Raw genomic sequence first — 20,037 nt, forward strand, 5'->3', positions numbered from 1 at the left:
ACCAAACTCCTTAAATATAAAGGATAAATTTATCCTGACGTTGTTTAAACATATATACTCCAATTAACAAAGTCACCAAAGCATAACTAGCACATTGAATATTAAGCTCTAATGGAGGAATATGCCCATAAAGCAATGATTCCCGGAAATGAGTTAAAAAATAAAACATTGGATTGCCAAGTAAAAGTGGCATGTACTTATCCGGCATAATATTCATAGGATAAATAATTGGTGTTGCATACATCCATGCTGTAATAAACACACCATAAATATGCTCAACATCTCGGAAAAACACAACGATACTGCACAAAATCAAGCCTACTCCTACACTGAATACAAATACATAAAAAATAGATAAGAAACTAAAAATAAACGTATATTTGAGATGAACACCAGTAATAAAACATACAATCAATACTGCGCAGAGAGAGAACAACATATTTACAGCCGAATATAACACTTTAGATAATGGAAAAATATATTTTGGTATATATACTTTTTTAATGATTTGACCTGAAGAATAAATCGATCCCATCGCCAGCGAAGTAGAATCCGAGAAAAAAGAAAATAATACTTGTCCGCTAATGACGTAAGCTGCAAAATTCTCGACATTAAATTTAAATAACTCTTGAAACACTAGCGTGATAATAATCATCGTCAGCAATGGATTTAATACGCTCCAAACAATGCCTAATACAGATCGTTTGTACTTAATCTTAATGTCTTTAGCCACAAGCAACTTCAGTAAATCTTTGTATTTATAAAAATTCAAAAAGTATCGCTTTAATTCATACATTAATATACCGCCACCTAGCTGTCTTAATTTTCAGTTAAACTATGATTAACAAACTCAGTTTACATCTTCAACCCATCCAGTATACGTTAAACACCAGTGAGCGTCCAATTCGAATGTACTTCAAAAAAGTACTGTCTTATAATGACTACAAAAATCATTTAACGAAATTTACGCATTATTCTATTGATAGCTCTGAGTGGACGAGTAAGTTTCCAAGATGTTGAATTTAACAGAGTTTGATTTTCAACGTTTGCAGTTTCATAAAGATACATCGCATATTCGCGTTCACTCATAATCAAACTTAATTTTTCTTTTGTTTGATCGTAGTTCTGCAACTTTGTTTGAAGTTCTACTAGTTCATTTTGCAATGTCTCAATTCTGGGTTGGAGTTTAGAACATACATTTCCAGAATTCAACACTTCAATATAGCCACTTAAATGAAATGCAGATGTTATTTCACCGTGAAGATGAATGAGATACTCAGGTCTTGATACTTGAAATTCTGTATAGCTACCACGATGGCCAAATGAATTCAAAGAGATCATCTCAATTTGCTCTGGATAATCCAGAATATCAATATTAATCAGTTGTCCCTCTAATGGAATCCATTTCAAACTTCGTATATTTTCTGTTTGCTCAAGGTCAAACGTAACATTGAATTCTCTACCTTCAATTTGCATATCGGCATATACAACTTGTTTATCACTAAAGCCGTTACCATAATCAATTTGAAGTTGGCTAACCCATTTAGTAGCTTCTAATGGCATGATGCTATTGAGTAATTCCAAATTCCCCAGCTGTTTATCGGAACAAACGGCAATTAAATACTTACCTTTGTTTACAGTATGATATATGTCATCCATACGATAATGTGAGTGCTGAGAAACTTCATCGCCACCTAATCCCAGATAACTGAACGTTTTAAACCCTTGCCGAAACATATGTGTATAGCTGAATTGTCTTTGCAAGAAATCCTGAAACTCATGTTCGTAAAATTCATGTAGATGAAATGGGTTTGTAAATCCATCTACATCCGAATATAATCTTTTATCGGGTGTAGACATAATGAGTACACCATCCGGTTTCAATACTCTTTTGATTTCCTGTAAAAAACGTTTTTGCGCTTCTATATCCACATGTTCAATGGTTTCAAAGCTAATAACTACATCAACTGAATGATCTTCAAGTGGTAATGTCTGTATATCGGATACATGAAATTCAATGTTATTCGACTGATACGCGTTACGTGCCCAGGTAATGGAATCTTCGGATATATCAATTCCCGATACAAATTCAGCATGCTGAGCAATCAAGTTTGTACCATATCCTTCTCCGCAAGCTGCATCCAAAACCTTTTTATTTTTAACAAAATCAAGAATCGCATGATATCTTTGTTTATGTTCAACTTCGATCTCACCAAAAACCTTATTTGGAACATACCGTTCTCCTGTAAAATCCATTTTATCCTCCTCAAATTGGGCTAAAATTGGTTTGGTGAATCTCCCGCTATTCTCAGAATAGTTCCTGTAGTTAAAATGTGTTAAAATAGCTTAGAATTATACTACCAAAGGAGTTTAAAACATTGGCTAATCCAGTATACGGCAAACAGTTTAAAGCGTCTACCGAAGACGAAAAACGCAATGGCATGTTCTGGGTCGTTAACATCTGTCTTATTCTATTCTTGTTATGGACCCCGTTTCAAGTGGCTTTATTTAATGGTTTGAGTTATTCATTTGAAAAACCGATTTTCTGGGCGATTCTGTTGTCCGGCATTATTATGGTCCTGGGGCTGATCCAATTTTATAAAAAGGTAAAATTGGATGATCAACGGGATATGATCGCGCTGCTGATCATTTTGCTGCCGCTATCGTACATGATTTCCATGATTGGTGCCGCCTCTTGGCATTATGCCGTAAATATGGTGCTAATTCAATGGATGTACGCATTTATTTTCATCACCGGCATATATATGCTGCGTGACCGTATGTCGAATAAGATCATTCAGATGACGATTATGGGTTCCGCCTATATTATCGTAATGTTTGGTTTTATTAACTGGTTCGGTCAAGCACCGCTCGGTGGCAAGCTGGTATTCTGGTTCTCGAACGGGGTACAGAACGGTTCTTATGTAGACGCAATTATGCAGGATTCCAACGGCTGGCGTCTCACTTCTGTATTCCAATATGCGAATACATACGCTGCGTTCCTGATGGCTATGTTGTTTGCTGCGCTATTCAATGTAAGTCGTTTGAAAACATGGTATGACCATTTGCTGCATGGCTTTATGCTCGTACCGATTATTTTGTCACTGATTCTCACGTTGTCTCGTGGTGGTCTTGTTGTACTGCCATTTGTACTGCTGATTCTGCTCTTAATGCTGCGTCCGGCACAGCAAATTCTGTGGATTATCTATATGGTGATTGCAGGCGCTGCCTCCGCGATTATCCTGAATCCAGTAACGAATATCGGTCTACAGGTCATTGCCAAGTATGATGGTGTTGCAGCTGCTAAAGGCTGGGTCTATGTGCTGATAACTTCGCTGATTGTCGGTCTAATCGCGATAGCTATTGGACGCTTCATTGCTCCAAAACTCGAAAACGGTGTGGAAGGCTGGACCGCTCGTCGTTTCTCCAGTGTATGGTTGCCGATTGGTTCAGCAGTTATTGGTGGCGTCATGTTATTGCTGCTGATTGGAACCAGTCTGCGTAACTTGCTCCCTGCTAACATCCGTGTCCGCTTTGAGAACATTAACTTCCAACAAAGTAGTGTATTGGAGCGTTTCACTTTTTACCGTGACGCATTGAAATTATGGAAGGATTATCCGTTCTTTGGCGCTGGTGGTGGTGCCTGGGGTGCTTCTTTCCAAGCTTACCAGAATAACCCGTATGTCAGCCGTCAGGTGCATAACTTCTTCTTCCAATATCTCGTTGAAGTCGGTATTATCGGGTTCCTGATCTTTGTATTGTTTGTAGGCTTTATCTTCTATAAATATATCCGCGGGTATATTAAAACGGATAAAGAGAAACGGGAAAGCCACTTCTTGTACTTCATTATTGCAGTATCGATCCTGATGCACAGTCTGCTCGATTTTAACTTGAGTTATGTGTATATGGGCATACTTGTATTCTTAGGATTGGGTGGTATGGCTTCCGCAATGGATGCTCAGCCGCTGAAGTATTTGAAACTAGGTGCAGGTACGATACGTGGGATTTATGTATCGTTGATTGGAGTGGCTGCGATTATTATTACATTTACTTCGCTGCGTTTTGCTCAAGCATCTGGCGATATCAAAGATGTTGCCAAATTGTCTACCAATCAAAACGCAACGTATGAACAATATCGCAAGCTATTGGATGATGCACTGTCCATTCGCAGTACATTCCCAGAAGGCGTCGTCTATCTGAGTTCACTGCTAACTCAAGGACTTCAACAAACCAAAAACAAGGATTTCTACAATCAAGATCTTGCTTTGCTTAACAAAGCTCATGAAAAAGAGCCTTATAATCAAGATATTGTGAAGCAAATGGTCACTCTGTACCAATTAAATGGCGAGGATGATCAAGCATTTGATCTACTTGTGAATAGTACTCCAAAATACAAATGGGATATTAACTGGTATGAAGGTGTATTGACTCAAGCCTATGTTCTTGGTAATAAGGCTTATGAGAGCAAAGACACTGCTGCTGAACAGAAATACTTCCAGCAAGGACTGAATGTGTATCAACAGGTTCTGGACGGAATTCAGTATCTGACTACACTACCAGAAGGTCAGCTGCAAGGTCGTGACTTTAGCGTCACTCCAAAAATCGCTTTGAGTGTTGGTGAGATTTACCTGATGCAAGGTGAAAATGCTCAAGCCGCTGAAGTATTGAAAAAAGGTCTGCAAGACGATTTGACTGACGATACAAACAAACAAGTTGCTCGTTATTATCTGGCTGCGCTGAAAAAAGAAGGTCAAAATGATCAAGCAGTCTACGACAAATTGATTGCTGCTGATCCAAAAGAAAAAGAGCAAATTGCTGCAATCGCAAATAAAACCTATACCCAAGCTAAATAGTAGTACGAATCCGTATCGTATGAAGGTATAGACAAACTTGTATGTATTTTCAAAATCACAAAAAGGCTTCTCCCTATACGTGGAGAAGCCTTTTTATTTGATATGAATGAATATGGAATAACGAACTGTAAAATCATTAGATTGATGCTACCTGCTCTCTTCTGCATTCAACACTTCTCGTAAATAGGCGAGTGTAGATTCACGCAATTCAGGATGCTGAAGTGCATAATGCACGGTCGTTTGAATAAAACCACTCTTCTCGCCTACATCATGACGCAACCCTTCGAATTGATATGCGAGAATGTCTTGGCTTTGACCGAGTTTGGAGATGGCGTCAGTTAGTTGGATCTCTCCGCCCGCGCCGGCATCTTGATTACCAAGGATGTCGAAAATCTCCGGGGTCAGGATATAGCGACCCATGATCGCCAGATTAGATGGGGCATCTTCGCGTGGCGGTTTCTCTACCAGTCCCATTGCTTTGTACAGACGATCCGATTCTGGCATACATTCAGCAGCGACCAGACCGTAGCGGGATACGTGCTCCCACGGTACTTCTTTGACGCCAACTACGGATGCTTCGTGATCTTCGTACACGTCCATCATTTGCTTCAGGCATGGTACGTCCGATTCCACAATATCATCGCCGAGCAGAACAGCGAACGGCTCATTACCGATGAATTTGCGAGCACACCAGATGGCGTGACCGAGACCTTTTGGTTCTTTTTGACGGATGTAATGAATGTCTGCCATTTCGGACGGTTCACGTACGGCGTCGAGTAGTTTCCACTTTTCCTTTTCCGTGAGATTGTGCTCTAACTCGAAGGAATAGTCAAAATGGTCTTCAATGGCGCGCTTGCCTTTGCCAGTTACGATAATGATATCTTCGATACCAGAAGCGACGGCTTCCTCAATAATATATTGGATCGTCGGCTTATCGACGATTGGCAGCATTTCTTTGGGCATCGCTTTGGTGGCAGGCAAGAAACGAGTTCCCAGACCTGCGGCGGGAATAATGGCTTTACGTATTTTCATACTTGTTCTCTCCCAATCATTAAATAAACTATGAATTACAATCGTATTATTTAGCAAGTTAGCATAGAGCATAGTTATTTATAAATATACATTGAATAATTACATATTTTCCGTGTTCTCACTATTTTCTACACGCGATAATGTTTATCTTATACGAATAAAGCACAATCAGCAAACATGACTCTAGGATCTGCTGATTGTGCTTTATTCATATTTGCTGATTACGCTCTATCGTTTGTAATCATACTTTATTCTCAAAAATCATCAAAATGAGTTTACTACGATATGTATACACATCATAGTAAACTCATTTGCATTTATTCTCTTCTATTGATTGATTCTACTTATTCTCTTCCTGCGCCAGCACGTCTTTCAAATAATCCAGCGTGGAATCGCGCAGTTCTGGATGCTGAAGCGCGTAGTGAATCGTCGTTTGGATGAAGCCACTCTTCTCGCCTACATCATGACGCAATCCTTCGAATTGATATGCCAGAATGTCCTGGCTTTGACCAAGTTTGGAGATAGCATCGGTCAGTTGGATTTCTCCACCAGCACCAGCGTCTTGATTACCAAGGATGTCGAAGATCTCCGGGGTCAGGATATAGCGACCCATGATCGCCAGATTGGATGGGGCGTCTTCGCGTGGCGGTTTCTCTACCAGTCCCGTTGCTTTGTACAGACGATCCGATTCTGGCATCGATTCAGCAGCGACCAGACCGTAACGGGATACGTGCTCCCACGGTACTTCTTTGACGCCAACTACGGATGCCTCGTGATCTTCGTACACGTCCATCATTTGCTTCAGGCATGGTACGTCGGATTCTACAATATCATCGCCGAGCAGAACGGCGAACGGCTCGTTACCGATGAATTTGCGGGCGCACCAGATGGCGTGACCGAGACCTTTGGGTTCTTTTTGACGGATGTAGTGGATGTCTGCCATTTCGGACGGTTCACGTACGGCGTCGAGCAGTTTCCATTTTTCTTTTTCCTCTAGATTTTGTTCCAACTCGAAGGAATAGTCAAAATGGTCTTCAATGGCACGTTTGCCTTTACCGGTTACGATGATAATATCTTCGATACCAGAAGCGACGGCTTCCTCAATAATATATTGGATCGTCGGTTTATCGACGATTGGCAGCATTTCTTTGGGCATCGCTTTGGTGGCAGGCAAGAAACGAGTTCCCAGACCTGCGGCGGGAATAATGGCTTTACGTATTTTCACGGTTATGATTCCTCCATCTACAATTTGGGATAAGGCGTTCTGTCTCATGGATATGTAATGAAAAAGACATGAGAGCGTTCGGTTGAGCCTGAATGCGGCTACCCTATCATTTAACCATTATTCACGACAGTTACCCAGTCTAAACATTGGCAGTTTTGTGATAGCGGATACATATATCTGTCTTATTCAGATTGTATACATAGTATCGTATTGGGTTACGTTACGCTGTTTTGTAGAATTGTTAGGAAGGTAAACGTAGATATACATGCAAAATAGATGAGAGTTCGTTCTCTTTCTACTTTTGCTATACATTGCATACATATAAAAAGACTTCCCGCAAAAGGGGAAGTCTTTGACATTATTGATTGAATTACATACTCGGTCAACATGTATGCAATACACGTTGGACGTTCAACTCATTTATTTTACCAATTGTCCACGAGTTACGCCGAGTTGGTTGGTTGCTTTGAGTGTACGCCATACTTGAGTACCGCTAATCTCGCCGGTCAGTGCTTTGCTGTACAGATCGAGGACTTGCAGCACTTGCTCTGGTGTTTCTTCCAAGAACTCCACGCGATACTGGGACACGCCCAGTTGCAGGAAGTTGCTCAAGTATTCTGCACCGGATTGCTCGATAGCGTTGTAGACGGTATTACGACAGCCTTCATCCACGCGTACCGGATGGGACATACCGATACGGTCTTGCAGGGATACACGGCTATCTTCGCACGGACGACCACAGTTGGTGAAGTCCGTACCTTCGCTCAGGAAGGTGCAATAGACACAATGTTCCGTGTGGAACATTGGCAGATGTTGATGAATAACAACTTCCATCTGATCGGTACGACTACGTCCTAGCAGGTCGACCATTTGCTGAATATTCAGGTCGTATGATGGAGTCACCATATCTACCCCAGCTTCTAAGAATAGATCCGCCGTTTTGTGATTGGCAATATTCAACGAGAAGTCGCCGATCAGCTGTGGATGATTGTCTTGTGGATGGCTTTGACGGCGTGCGAGATAGTAGTATAGCGCACCGGTATTACGCACTAGCACAGCATCTGGCTGCAAACGCAGAATATTGGCGTGGTAGCCATTTTCGCCTGGCATATGGATACGTGGTGTTACGAGTGCGATCTTTTTGCCAGCGGCTCGTACAGCAGCAACGGCTGCTGGGAATTGCTTAATAAATTCAAAGTCGGCGTAGATCATGTCCACGTCAGTTTGTACGACAGCTTCCACTTGCTCCAGATTGCGGCACAATGCCGTCAGCATCGCATCGGTACCACGAACCGGTGTCATTGCCGGGGAAATATCTCCGTATACGGCGATGTCGCGTTTGATATATACAGGTGGTTTCGGGCGTTCGCCCTCCAACTGTTCTACTGCCTGACGGCGAATTGCGTTCAGTTCGCGCATCGGGATGATAATATCGCCGTGCAGTTGGGCTTCCAATTCATCCAGTTGGAAAATAGTACCGCCCAGACGACCGAATTGTTCGTGCAGCAGCTCGGCATTCATCGGACGCTTGGCAGCAATTTCGAGTTCCATTTCGGAATCGACACGTACAGTTACGCCTTTTTGCATATCCGTCCAGTAGGTCACTAGCGGTTGACCAGCATGACCGATCGCTTTGACATGGATGGGGAATACGCGGTACGGTTTGTCCGTTTCATACGTTTGACGCATCCGTTTATCCAGTGCCGGATCGTTCGTTTTCCAGATCTTGTCACCGACATGTACCTTTTTCAGGTTAATGTCATTGCGACCGGGTACGATGTCAACGATCCACGATTCATTGGCTTCGCCTTCCAGCTTGACGCCTTGACGACGAAGATCGTAGATCCGACCGCCTTCTTCTTTTTGCGTTGGATCGCCAGCGTCGAATACGATACCGTCGCCGCGCTTGATTGGCGCTTCCAGGCGGCAGACAACGCCGTCGCGCAGAATCTTCTCAACACGACCGAGGTACACGCCGCGGCTTTTCGGGAAAGTACCGTCAACGAGCTTTTTGTTGTTGGTTCCATCGAGGAATCCATGGGTGAATCCGCGCGAAAAGCTTTGTTCCAGCTCGCGAATATCTTCGCGGCTGATTGGCGTTGCATCGCCGTCGAAATAACGGTCGATCGCTTTACGGTATTTGCTGACTACGTTCGCAACGTAAGTTGGCGATTTGAGACGACCTTCGATTTTGAACGAGGTTACGCCTGCTTCGATCAGTTGTGGCATAATGTCAATCGCTGCTAGATCTTTCGGTGACAACAGATAGGTGACATCGCCCATGATCTTTTGCTCGCCATCGACGATGAGATCATATGGCAAACGGCAAGCTTGTGCGCATTCGCCGCGGTTAGCGGAGCGTCCGCCCCACATTTCGGATGTTAGACATTGACCGGAGTATGATACGCACAACGCGCCGTGGACGAATACTTCCATTGGCAGGCGTGCTTGTTCGCCGATCTTCTGGATTTGTTTCAGATTATTTTCACGTCCGAGGACGACACGTTCCATGTGAAACGGCTTGGTAAATTCGACCGCTTCTGGTGAAGTGATCGTCATCTGGGTCGAACCATGGATTGGAAAATCCGGCGAGATTTCGCGGATCATTTTCACCAATCCCAGATCTTGTACGATTACGGCGTCTACCCCTGCGTCTACGCAAGCGTCGATTAACTCACGCGCATCGTCCAGTTCATTTTCAAATACGAGAATATTAAAGGTCAAAAAGCCCTTTACACCATAGCTATGCAGAAATGCCATAATCTCCGACAATTCGTCCATACGGAAGTTGTTCGCACGTGCACGCGCGTTAAATTTTTCCACGCCAAAAAAGACTGCGTCCGCCCCATTCGCTACCGCCGCCCGCATGCAGTCCCAGTCGCCAGCCGGCGCCAGAAGCTCTACGTCTTGTCTTTGTAATGCTGTATCAGTCATGTAGGTCAAGTTCCTCCCAAATTCAATTGCCCTTGGATCGGGCAATGCTCTATTCACGGATGCTGTCCGTTACATTATAAAATGGAACACTGCGCACACGCAGTGCATACGTCACACACTTTAAAATGATTCTAATCCAGTGTACCAGACCTGTAACTACGTATCTACCGTATCCTTTAAATTTGTATGAAAATATTCAGGAAATTTGCAGGCGAATCATGGACATGACTACAATAGATATGAAGATGTGACGGATGAGATCGAAACGGTATGAATATGAAGGCAAACTAGCGATATTCCTACGATAGCAGCACTATAAAAGGAGACGGAATCCAATATGGCGACAACACTACAGGATATTGAACGATATGGACGACAACAAGGCTGGTGGTATGATGAAGCGCATCAACCATATGGGGAAGCGTTGCGTGAATTAGGGCTGGCAGAGACAGATGAAGTGTTTATCTTTTTCGCGCATGCGGAAGACGGACCTACGTTTCATAGTGCTCGTGGGGAAATGTATCATTGGGGCTGGTTTATGCTGCATTCGGACGACGTGAAGCTGAGCATGATTCGGATGCGAGAACTCGGTATAGATGGTGAGTATATTCCGCTGGATAACTTCGCGGGAGATGGCGGGCATTTCTACAATCGCCGAACGGGACAGGTGTTGTATTTGCAAGCGGGAGAGTTGTTACAGCAGTATTTGGCGGGGCAAGTTCAGCCACAATGGGAGACATTTGCAGCGTATCTCGGATCGTATTTTCAACTCGATTGAGCTAGAACTTTTACAATATAAGCATATAAAAAGCTGACTGCACAGGAGTGTTCCTGTAGCTAGTCAGCTTTTTGGATTAGGCATTTCATGCTGAGAACATAGTCTTAACTCTGCTTAAAAAGGCAATTTATTTAAGACAATTCATTTAAAGCAAGTCATTTGTAGAAACGCGATACTACTTCTTATTCATACTCGCGATTCTGTCTTACTGTTTACTTATTGTTCTTGCTCTCTGTACTTTGTTCTTACTTACTGCATTTGCTTGATATCTTGCTGACTTTTCTTCCTGACTTCTCTTCCTGACTTCTCTTCCTTATTTCGCCGTCCACTGGAATGAAGATAACACACTCGCTACTTCTGCTTGATGGGTAGCCGTGTTGTTGGCGTTATTCACTTCGCTGGACAGAATGAATGTACGTTTGCCCTTGGTGAAGATGGTATATGTGCCAGTATACGGTGCATCGTCACTACTAAACGTAGCTGTGAACGTATACGCTGGAACACCAGCAAATGTAGTCGGCTGTCCTTCGGATACGGTCGCTGTCGACGATGATCCTGTGGTGCCAGTTCCGCCGGAGGTCAGGCTACTTTTCCAGTCCTGAACAGCTTGCTCCAGCGAACTGGAATTTTTGATCGATACGTAGAAGCTACCGCCCGTGTAGTAGTAGGAGACGCCTGTTGCATTATAATCATTACCTGCATCACTCCAGTAACGCGGAACTTGTAGACTGTATCCGTATGTTGTTGATGTACGGGTGACCGTCTTGGTGCGATCTTCGGAATAGTAATCAAGCGGCAGATGACCGAAATTGCTTTGCAATGTCTCAAAGTCCACTTTCATCGAACGTACCATTTGCTCAAATTCGGCATCTGTTTGCGGGCTATCGGTCAGACCGCTGTATTCAAAGTAATACCGGTAATCGCCTTGCTGAATCAGCACCTCATACTCGGTATACCATTCATCGTTACCGTACATATATTGCATTTCGTTGATGACAGCATTATGACCGTCGATCTGGCGTTCCGTTGTACCGATATAGCGGTAATGATCGGCGGCGAAGTTCTGGTCAAACCAGTTGCGAATATCCTGCGACCAGTTTTGCACGGTTGATCCTGCCGGTACGCTGTATACGCCGAATTTGGCATACGATTCGTCTTTGTTGGTTGCTTCATCGGAATCGTCGCTGACTGACCAGCCGCTTGGCAGATTAACAGAGATGCCGTAATCCTCATTGGAGAAGGTTTCGCCCGTTTCCTCAGCATCACTGTCTTCTGCGATATCTTCCGCTTTGTCATCATCGCTGTTAAAGGACAGCTGGAATGAGTTCAGCAGTGCCTGATTATCGTTAAAGTCTTTGTAAGAATATGCCTGCGAATCGGCGTACATCACAAAGTACAGATAACCATTACCTGCATACAACCGCGTCTCTGACAAATAACCATCGGTCGTTTTGCTGATTACGCGTGCATACGTACCATTGGAACCATTCACGATCTGCTGATCCAGAATTGTCTCATCCAATGAGCGAGTATAGCTAACCAGTTCATCCAGCAGATCATCGGAATCTGCCTGTGTATAGACCGAACCTGTAACGGTATCCGGCTCAACCGCTACTTGTAACAAGTACGTGCCTTCTGTATTCATAAAGTTGGCAATTGTTGCATTGGAACCGCCCAGATAGGTCAGATCCTCTGGATAGTTGATCGACCACTGGTATTTGCTGTCACCAACACGCGTCTTCCCAGCATGCTGAGCAGCGCTATCATTACTGCCGGACTGTGCTTCCGATGCAGGCAAGGTGACTACGATCTGACCGGAAATCACTTTCATGTTGCCGCCGATGCCTTCCGTCAGTGGACGCAGCGGAACCATCAGGGTGCCGAGTCGCATGACTGGTGCAGCAGGCAATGTGACCTTTTTACCGTTCATGGTTGCGATCTTACTGCCGATTGTCATCGAAATGATGTGTTTGCCGGAAGTCAGTTGAATCACATTGTCATCATGCAATTCGACCTGAGCGCCAAAAGCACGCGAGAACAGACCCAACTGTACCATCGTTGTTCCGCCTGCTTCGTATGGCTTGATGATTGTCTGCTTATCACCGTTAATGGTTGCAGACGTACTACCTTTTTTCAATTTCAATTCCAGCAGTTCAGCGGCTGAAACGGTTCCGACTCCAGCGTAAGAAGTTGCCACCGTAATTCCGGCTGCCAATAGACCCGTTGTGGTCATACGCATCCATGTATTCATTCTGTATCCTCATTTCTATAATCAAAGTGGAGGGTAAGGCATAAAATGAAGCCGATTTATTCGCCGGAATCTGAGTCGGACGAAGTAGCAGCCGTATCAGCGACCGCATCCGTCTGCTGGGATTGCGTCAGCTTCACGCTGCGAGTAACGATGTCACCATTCGATTGCATCGTCAGTTTGATAATATCGCCCGTTTTGTATGAGCGGAACAATTCGTTCAGATCGACTACAGTGTGTACTCGTTTGCCATCTACACTGTACAGAATATCGCCTTCTTTGATGCCTGCTTTCTTAGCATTCGTAGAATGAACGGATACAACAGTGAGTGCATCATTCGTTGGCATGCCGATCAAAGCGTCGTCGCTCTCTTTCAGTTCCAGACCGATGGAGGCACGTTTGACAGTACCGTATTTACTCAGTTGACCGATAATGTACTGCACAGTATCAGCAGGAATGGTGAAACCGAGATTATCGACACCAAGCGCTTCATATTTCATCGTATTGATGCCGATTACTTTGCCGTCCATATTGATCAGCGGACCACCGCTATTCCCGGGGTTGATCGCCGCATCTGTTTGTAGTAGATAGTAGGACGCATCTACCGCACGGTTCACGCCGCTGACGATGCCTGAAGTCGCTGTATTGCGCAACGACAATGACAATGGTGTACCGATGGCGATCACTTGCTCGCCCACCTGCGGTTTTTCACTGCTGGATACGAATGAAGCTTTTTTCAGACCAGTGGCATTGATCTTAACGAGTGCCAGATCGCTAATGCTATCGCTATAAAATTCTTTGACGATATACGTTTTGCTTTGTCCGTTCGCTTCGGAAGTAATTACTTTCGCTCCCGGCTCCATGCTGTCGATCACATGCGCATTAGTAACGATCCAACCATCAGAGGAAATGATCACACCGGAACCAAAAGCGATACCCGGATCACTCGATTCGGAACCGCTGCTGTCATCATCACTTGAACTGGAGCCGCTCTCCGCTTGAATCGCCGCGGCTGTAGGCACGCCAACAATCCCGACAACGGATGGCGAGATACGGGAAATAATCTTGGTATATCCGGCACCTGCGGATGCACCGTATTGCGGTGCAGTGTATGTATAGCCGGAAACAGATGCTGCTGCCGAGGATACGGCGGCAAAAGGCACAGAACCAATCAGGGTAGTACCGGCGAGCACAAATGCGGATAATGGGATATGGAGTTTTTTCAAATTCATCCAGCCTTTCTGTAGTTGCGTGCATATATATTGATATAACCCTGAAACAAAGGTTCAGTAAACGAAGCAAGGTGCCAAGTCATGATTTTTTCTGTAAAAAACTTGTATTCTCAATGTAACATATTACACAGAGTCGTAACAATTGCTCTGCCCGGTTATTTGCCGAAATTATGTGTAATGGATCTGCATGATGATGAGCATAGTGAATATGGAAGACAATTGTACGCTGATTATGTAAAGCGCAGAGGGATGGGCTTCACTCTGAAGTTCCATCCTTCTGCGTAAAAACAGACTACTGTGCTATGCAATACTTCGACACAAACCTGAGAGGGATTAAGCTAAACGCATATACTGTATCCCTCTATCGGAAATTTAGAGATATTGATCTAAAAGCCCACATTAGTAAAGCTCATATTATTAAAACCTATATTATCAAAGCTCATAGTATGATCGAAAGTACCATTTCGATCATACTATGGCCGATCACAGCTCAGTTTACGTGCGAGCTGATCAGTTGGAGTTCCGTCTGTCATACATCAAACCTGACTGCTTTCCAATTCGCGGCTACGAACGGTATCGCGTTCCAGAATCGGTTTTAGATAATGACCTGTATATGAGCCTTTCACTTTGGCGATGTCTTCCGGTGTACCGGAAGCGAGAATTGTACCGCCGCCGCTGCCGCCTTCTGGACCGAGATCGATCAAGTAATCGGCAGTCTTGATCACATCTAGATTATGCTCGATAACGAGTACCGTTTCGCCAGAATCAACCAGACGCTGCAACACTTGCAGCAGACGATCAATATCGTCCACATGCAGACCGGTTGTCGGCTCATCTAAAATGTAGATCGTTTTACCGGTACTGCGACGATGCAATTCGGAAGCCAGCTTCACACGCTGTGCTTCCCCACCGGACAGCGTAGTCGCCGGTTGACCAAGCTTCACATAACCGAGACCGACATCCAGCAGCGTTTGCAGCTTGCGGTGAATACGAGGCAAGTTCTGGAAAAACTCGACGCCATCTTCGATCGTCATTTCCAGTACATCGGCGATATTGCGGTTTTTGTATTTCACTTCCAGCGTTTCGCGGTTGTAGCGCTGACCTTTACATACTTCGCAAGGCACATAGACGTCTGGCAAGAAGTGCATCTCGATTTTGATAATACCGTCACCGCGGCAAGCTTCACAGCGTCCGCCTTTGATGTTAAAGCTAAAGCGACCTTTTTTGTAGCCGCGTACTTTGGCTTCATTCGTCTGTGCAAACAGATCACGGATATCATCGAATACGCCGGTATATGTTGCCGGGTTGGAACGTGGGGTACGTCCGATTGGCGACTGGTCGATATCGATCACTTTGTCTACATGATCCAGACCACGAATCTCGCGATATTGACCCGGAATGACGCGTGCTTTGTTCAGATCGCGTGCCAGCGTTTTGTATAAAATCTCGTTGACGAGCGTCGATTTACCAGAGCCGGAGACGCCTGTCACGGCAGTGAATACGCCGATTGGGATTTTTACATTGACGTTTTTCAGATTGTTTTCCTTGGCACCGCGTATTTCTAACCAGCGATCGCCCGGCTTACGACGTTGAAGTGGCACTGGAATGAATTTGCGTCCGCTCAAATATTGACCGGTCAGCGATTCCGGGTGCTCCATAATCTCGGTCGGTGTCCCTTCGGCGATCACCTGACCACCGTGAATGCCAGCACCCGGACCGATATCGATAATATGATCGGCTGCCATCATCGTATCTTCGTCATGCTCTACGACGATCAGCGTATTGCCTAGATCACGCATATGCTCCAGCGTTTTGATCAGACGATCGTTATCCCGTTGATGCAGACCGATACTCGGCTCATCCAGAATATAGAGAACGCCAGTCAGACTGGAACCAATTTGAGTCGCCAGACGAATCCGCTGTGCTTCTCCACCGGATAATGTTCCAGCTGCACGCGCCATCGTCAAATAATCCAAACCAACGTTCACGAGGAAGCCAAGACGGCTCACGATTTCTTTGAGGATCAGACGTGCAATGCTGCGTTCTTTTTCACTCAGCTCGATCTCTTGGAAGAAACGAAGCGAATCGTGAATCGGCAAATCCGTTACATCGGAGATGTTTTTGCTGTCTACGGTAACAGCTAGCACATCGCGCTTCAGACGTTTGCCTTTACATACCGGACAAGGCTTGGCACTCATATACCCTTCGATATATTCACGCATGCTATCAGAAGACGTATCTTTGTAACGGCGCTCCAGATTGGGAATGATGCCTTCAAAGACAACCTGAGCTTCCTTCGTACGACCAAAATCGCTCTCATAGCGGAAACGAATCTTCTGTCCATCCGAACCGTTCAAGATCAGATTATGCTGCTCTGTCGTCAATTCCGATACTGGCACATCGGTTGGAATATTGTAATGCTGGCAGACTGATTTTAGAAATTGCGGATAGTAATTGGACAAACCGCCGCTCCACGCCTGATATGCACCTTCTTCAATCGTTTTGCTGCGATCTGGTACAAGTAGATCGGGATCGACAACCATACGGATACCGAGACCGTCACATTCCGGGCATGCACCAAACGGGCTATTGAACGAGAACATACGCGGAGATAGTTCTTCCATACTGAATCCACAGATTGGGCAAGCAAAGTTAGAACTGAAACGCAGCTCCTCCTGACCGATAATATCAACCAGCAGCTGACCACCGGACATTTTCAATGCCATTTCGATCGAATCAGCGAGACGTACCGCTACATCTTCTTTGACTACGATGCGGTCAACGACCACTTCAATCGTATGCTTTTTGTTCTTTTCCAATTGAATGTCTTCGGACAGATCGCGCAGTTCGCCATTGACGCGTACACGAACAAAGCCTTGCTTGGAAATCTCGGTAAATACACTTTTGTGCTCACCTTTGCGTCCAGAAATGATCGGTGCCAAAATCTGCAATCGGGTCTTTTCCGGGTATTCCATAATGCGGTCTACCATCTGTTCGACGGTTTGCGATGTGATCTCCACACCGTGATCCGGGCAATGCGGATGACCGACACGGGCGTACAACAGACGCAGATAATCGTAAATTTCCGTTACAGTTCCCACAGTGGAACGCGGGTTCCGGCTAGTTGTCTTCTGGTCAATCGAAATTGCAGGAGACAGACCATCAATAGAATCGACATCTGGCTTATCCATTTGACCGAGGAATTGACGAGCATAGGCGGATAATGACTCTACATAACGACGCTGCCCTTCCGCATAGATCGTATCAAACGCGAGAGACGATTTGCCCGATCCGCTCAGACCGGTTAACACGACAAAGCTGTCGCGTGGAATGCTGATATCGATATTTTTCAAGTTATGCGCGCGTGCGCCTTTGATATCAATAAATTTGTTCGACAAGGAATCCAACCTCCATATCCGGTGCTTCCGGAGTAATTAAAACCTGTTCCGGTATTCACCGGTCGTATCAGGGTTGCTATCAACACGCAGCACATAAAGCATCAGTCTATGATAAAGGTTGCCGGATATACCGCCCTGACGGCAAGCATATCCAAGCAACCTCTGAAAGTACAACATGATGTGCGTTAACTAATCTCTGCTTTTAATTCCAATACGGCATCGCGCAATTCAGCAGCACGTTCAAACTGCAAGTCTTTTGCCGCTGCCTTCATCTCGCCTTCCAGACGTTCGATCAGAGCGATCCGATCGCGTTTGGACATCTTCGCTTTGGATGCTTCTGCCATATAGTTCGCTTTGCCTTCGGCGACTTTGGTCGCTTCAATCACATCGCGGACTTTTTTACGAATCGTTTGTGGGGTAATGCCGTGTTCTTCGTTGTACGCGATCTGGATGCTACGACGACGCTCTGTCTCACGAATCGCATTCGCCATCGAATCGGTCACTTTGTCACCATACATGATCACTCGACCTTCGGAGTTACGCGCAGCCCGTCCAATCGTCTGAATCAAGGAACGTTCGGAACGCAAGAAGCCTTCTTTGTCGGCATCGAGAATCGTAACGAGCGACACTTCCGGCAAATCCAGACCTTCCCGCAACAGGTTGATCCCGACTAATACATGGAACGTTCCTAGCCGTAGATCACGCAAAATTGACATCCGCTCCAACGTTTTGATATCGGAGTGCATATAGCGTACTTTGATACCGACTTCTTTGAGATAATCGGTCAGATCTTCCGACATCTTCTTCGTCAGTGTCGTTACTAGTACACGCTCGTCCTTCTCAATCCGTATCCGAATCTCGCTGATCAGATCGTCAATCTGTCCTTTGGTTGGACGTACTTCGATAATCGGATCAAGCAGACCTGTCGGACGAATGATCTGCTGCGTCATATCTTCGCAATGTTCCAGTTCATACGGTCCCGGTGTTGCCGAAACGAATACCACTTGACCGACCTTGTTCTCAAATTCCTCGAACTTGAGCGGACGGTTATCCAGCGCTGATGGTAAACGGAATCCATGATCAACCAGTACATTTTTACGCGCTTGGTCACCGTTGTACATCGCGCGAATCTGTGGCAATGTAACATGCGACTCATCGATAACAACGAGCATATCATCTGGAAAATAATCCAGAAGCGTATACGGGGTATCGCCACGTTCACGGAATGTCAGTGGACCGGAATAGTTCTCAATCCCGGAACAGAAGCCGATTTCCTTCATCATCTCAATATCGTAACGCGTTCGCTGTTCCAGCCGCTGCGCTTCCAGCAATTTGCCTTCTTCGCGGAATTTCTCCAACTGCTGTTCCAGTTCGCGCTCGATATTTTTGATTGCTACTTTCATCGTCTCTTCTTTGGTTACGAAGTGAGATGCCGGGAAAATGGCAATATGGTCGCGTTCGCCAACCAGTTCGCCGGTCAACACATCAATCTCGGTAATGCGTTCAATCTCATCGCCGAACAATTCGATCCGAACTGCCTGTTCACCGCGTGACGCCGGGAAAATCTCGATCACGTCACCACGTACGCGGAATGTGCCGCGGACAAAGTTGATATCGTTGCGCTGATACTGGATATCGACCAGACGCGCCAATATTTCGTTGCGCGACTTTTCCATACCGACACGTAAAGACAGCAACATGCCTCCGTAATCCTGTGGAGAACCGAGACCATAGATACACGATACACTCGCAACAATGATTACGTCGCGACGTTCGAACAGTGAGCTAGTCGCCGAGTGACGCAGTTTATCGATCTCTTCATTGATGCTGGAGTCTTTTTCGATATACGTATCGGAGGAAGGAATATACGCCTCCGGCTGATAATAATCATAATAACTGACAAAATAATCAACGGAGTTGTTTGGGAAAAACTCCTTGAACTCGCTGGCAAGCTGGGCAGCCAGCGTCTTATTATGTGCAATGACCAATGTCGGTCGTTGCAACTTGGAAATGGTCTGCGCAATGGTAAAGGTCTTACCTGTACCGGTGGCGCCGAGCAGCGTCTGATACTTCTCGCCGTTCTTGATACCATCAACCAATTCTACGATCGCATTAGGCTGATCGCCCTGCGGGGAAAATTCCGACTCTATCTCAAATTTCTTGGAGCTGACAACAATATCGTTCATTGCCCTGCATCACCCTATCGTCTAAAATATATAGTACGTTTGCCCGATAATAACAAAAGAGACCGTTCTTGCGAATGTCCGGCACCTATACTTTACCCAGCCTTGGCTGTGCTGGCACATCTATAAGAACTCATCTCTATGAAAACAATCG

Annotated in this window: 11 protein-coding genes; 2 read left to right on the forward strand and 9 right to left on the reverse strand. The window is 45.2% G+C overall.

All coding sequences use genetic code 11. From position 1 onward, the window contains the following. Positions 1–10: 10 nt before the first annotated feature. Both ACE3MZ_RS20400 and ACE3MZ_RS20405 read right to left on the reverse strand, forming a co-directional pair. The gene (locus ACE3MZ_RS20400; protein WP_411343921.1) at positions 11–796 is read right to left on the reverse strand and encodes an ABC transporter permease; all 786 of its coding nucleotides are present in this window, start codon (positions 794–796) and stop codon (positions 11–13) included. Positions 797–954: 158 nt separating this feature from the next. Next, on the reverse strand, positions 955–2,256 hold the full coding sequence (locus tag ACE3MZ_RS20405) for a methyltransferase domain-containing protein (RefSeq protein ID WP_411343922.1): 1,302 nt from the start codon (positions 2,254–2,256) through the stop codon (positions 955–957). A gap of 122 nt (positions 2,257–2,378) precedes the next feature. On the opposite strand from ACE3MZ_RS20405, the gene ACE3MZ_RS20410 reads away from it, so the two are divergent. Beyond that, the gene (locus tag ACE3MZ_RS20410) at positions 2,379–4,853 is read left to right on the forward strand and encodes a Wzy polymerase domain-containing protein (protein WP_411343923.1); all 2,475 of its coding nucleotides are present in this window, start codon (positions 2,379–2,381) and stop codon (positions 4,851–4,853) included. A gap of 147 nt (positions 4,854–5,000) precedes the next feature. Here ACE3MZ_RS20410 and galU (ACE3MZ_RS20415) read toward each other — a convergent pair whose 3' ends face one another. From galU (ACE3MZ_RS20415) to ACE3MZ_RS20425, 3 genes are all read right to left on the reverse strand, one after another. Then, on the reverse strand, positions 5,001–5,885 hold the full coding sequence (galU, locus tag ACE3MZ_RS20415; RefSeq protein WP_411343924.1) for a UTP--glucose-1-phosphate uridylyltransferase GalU: 885 nt from the start codon (positions 5,883–5,885) through the stop codon (positions 5,001–5,003). 340 nt (positions 5,886–6,225) lie between these two features. Next, positions 6,226–7,110, reverse strand: coding sequence for a UTP--glucose-1-phosphate uridylyltransferase GalU (gene galU / locus ACE3MZ_RS20420; protein ID WP_411343925.1), 885 nt, complete (start codon positions 7,108–7,110; stop codon positions 6,226–6,228). Positions 7,111–7,530: 420 nt separating this feature from the next. Then, positions 7,531–10,044, reverse strand: a complete 2,514-nt coding sequence (locus tag ACE3MZ_RS20425) for a DUF3656 domain-containing U32 family peptidase (protein WP_411343926.1) — start codon at positions 10,042–10,044, stop codon at positions 7,531–7,533. 337 nt (positions 10,045–10,381) lie between these two features. Here ACE3MZ_RS20425 and ACE3MZ_RS20430 point away from each other — a divergent pair, with 337 nt between their 5' ends. Continuing rightward, the gene (locus tag ACE3MZ_RS20430) at positions 10,382–10,822 is read left to right on the forward strand and encodes a hypothetical protein (protein WP_411343927.1); all 441 of its coding nucleotides are present in this window, start codon (positions 10,382–10,384) and stop codon (positions 10,820–10,822) included. Positions 10,823–11,135: 313 nt separating this feature from the next. On the opposite strand, the gene ACE3MZ_RS20435 is transcribed toward ACE3MZ_RS20430, so the two are convergent. The 4 genes from ACE3MZ_RS20435 to uvrB form a co-directional block, all read right to left on the reverse strand. Continuing rightward, positions 11,136–13,073, reverse strand: a complete 1,938-nt coding sequence (locus tag ACE3MZ_RS20435) for a stalk domain-containing protein (RefSeq protein ID WP_411343928.1) — start codon at positions 13,071–13,073, stop codon at positions 11,136–11,138. A gap of 56 nt (positions 13,074–13,129) precedes the next feature. Further along, the gene (locus tag ACE3MZ_RS20440; RefSeq protein ID WP_411343929.1) at positions 13,130–14,296 is read right to left on the reverse strand and encodes a S1C family serine protease; all 1,167 of its coding nucleotides are present in this window, start codon (positions 14,294–14,296) and stop codon (positions 13,130–13,132) included. Between the two features lie 542 nt (positions 14,297–14,838). Further along, on the reverse strand, positions 14,839–17,700 hold the full coding sequence (uvrA, locus tag ACE3MZ_RS20445) for an excinuclease ABC subunit UvrA (protein WP_411343930.1): 2,862 nt from the start codon (positions 17,698–17,700) through the stop codon (positions 14,839–14,841). A gap of 185 nt (positions 17,701–17,885) precedes the next feature. After that, positions 17,886–19,886, reverse strand: coding sequence for an excinuclease ABC subunit UvrB (gene uvrB / locus ACE3MZ_RS20450; RefSeq protein WP_411343931.1), 2,001 nt, complete (start codon positions 19,884–19,886; stop codon positions 17,886–17,888). Positions 19,887–20,037 lie beyond the last annotated feature (151 nt).

It is taken from the genome of Paenibacillus sp. WLX1005 (genome assembly GCF_046603685.1).
Taxonomy (GTDB): domain Bacteria; phylum Bacillota; class Bacilli; order Paenibacillales; family Paenibacillaceae; genus Saccharibacillus.

What these genes read in the sequence shown, in the direction of transcription:
- ACE3MZ_RS20435 (WP_411343928.1), bottom strand. Translation starts at nt 13,073, where the DNA reads ATGAATACATGGATGCGTATGACCACAACGGGTCTATTGGCAGCCGGA.
- uvrB (WP_411343931.1), bottom strand. Translation starts at nt 19,886, where the DNA reads ATGAACGATATTGTTGTCAGCTCCAAGAAATTTGAGATAGAGTCGGAA.
- ACE3MZ_RS20400 (WP_411343921.1), bottom strand. Translation starts at nt 796, where the DNA reads ATGTATGAATTAAAGCGATACTTTTTGAATTTTTATAAATACAAAGAT.
- ACE3MZ_RS20405 (WP_411343922.1), bottom strand. Translation starts at nt 2,256, where the DNA reads ATGGATTTTACAGGAGAACGGTATGTTCCAAATAAGGTTTTTGGTGAG.
- ACE3MZ_RS20425 (WP_411343926.1), bottom strand. Translation starts at nt 10,044, where the DNA reads ATGACTGATACAGCATTACAAAGACAAGACGTAGAGCTTCTGGCGCCG.
- ACE3MZ_RS20430 (WP_411343927.1), top strand. Translation starts at nt 10,382, where the DNA reads ATGGCGACAACACTACAGGATATTGAACGATATGGACGACAACAAGGC.
- galU (WP_411343924.1), bottom strand. Translation starts at nt 5,885, where the DNA reads ATGAAAATACGTAAAGCCATTATTCCCGCCGCAGGTCTGGGAACTCGT.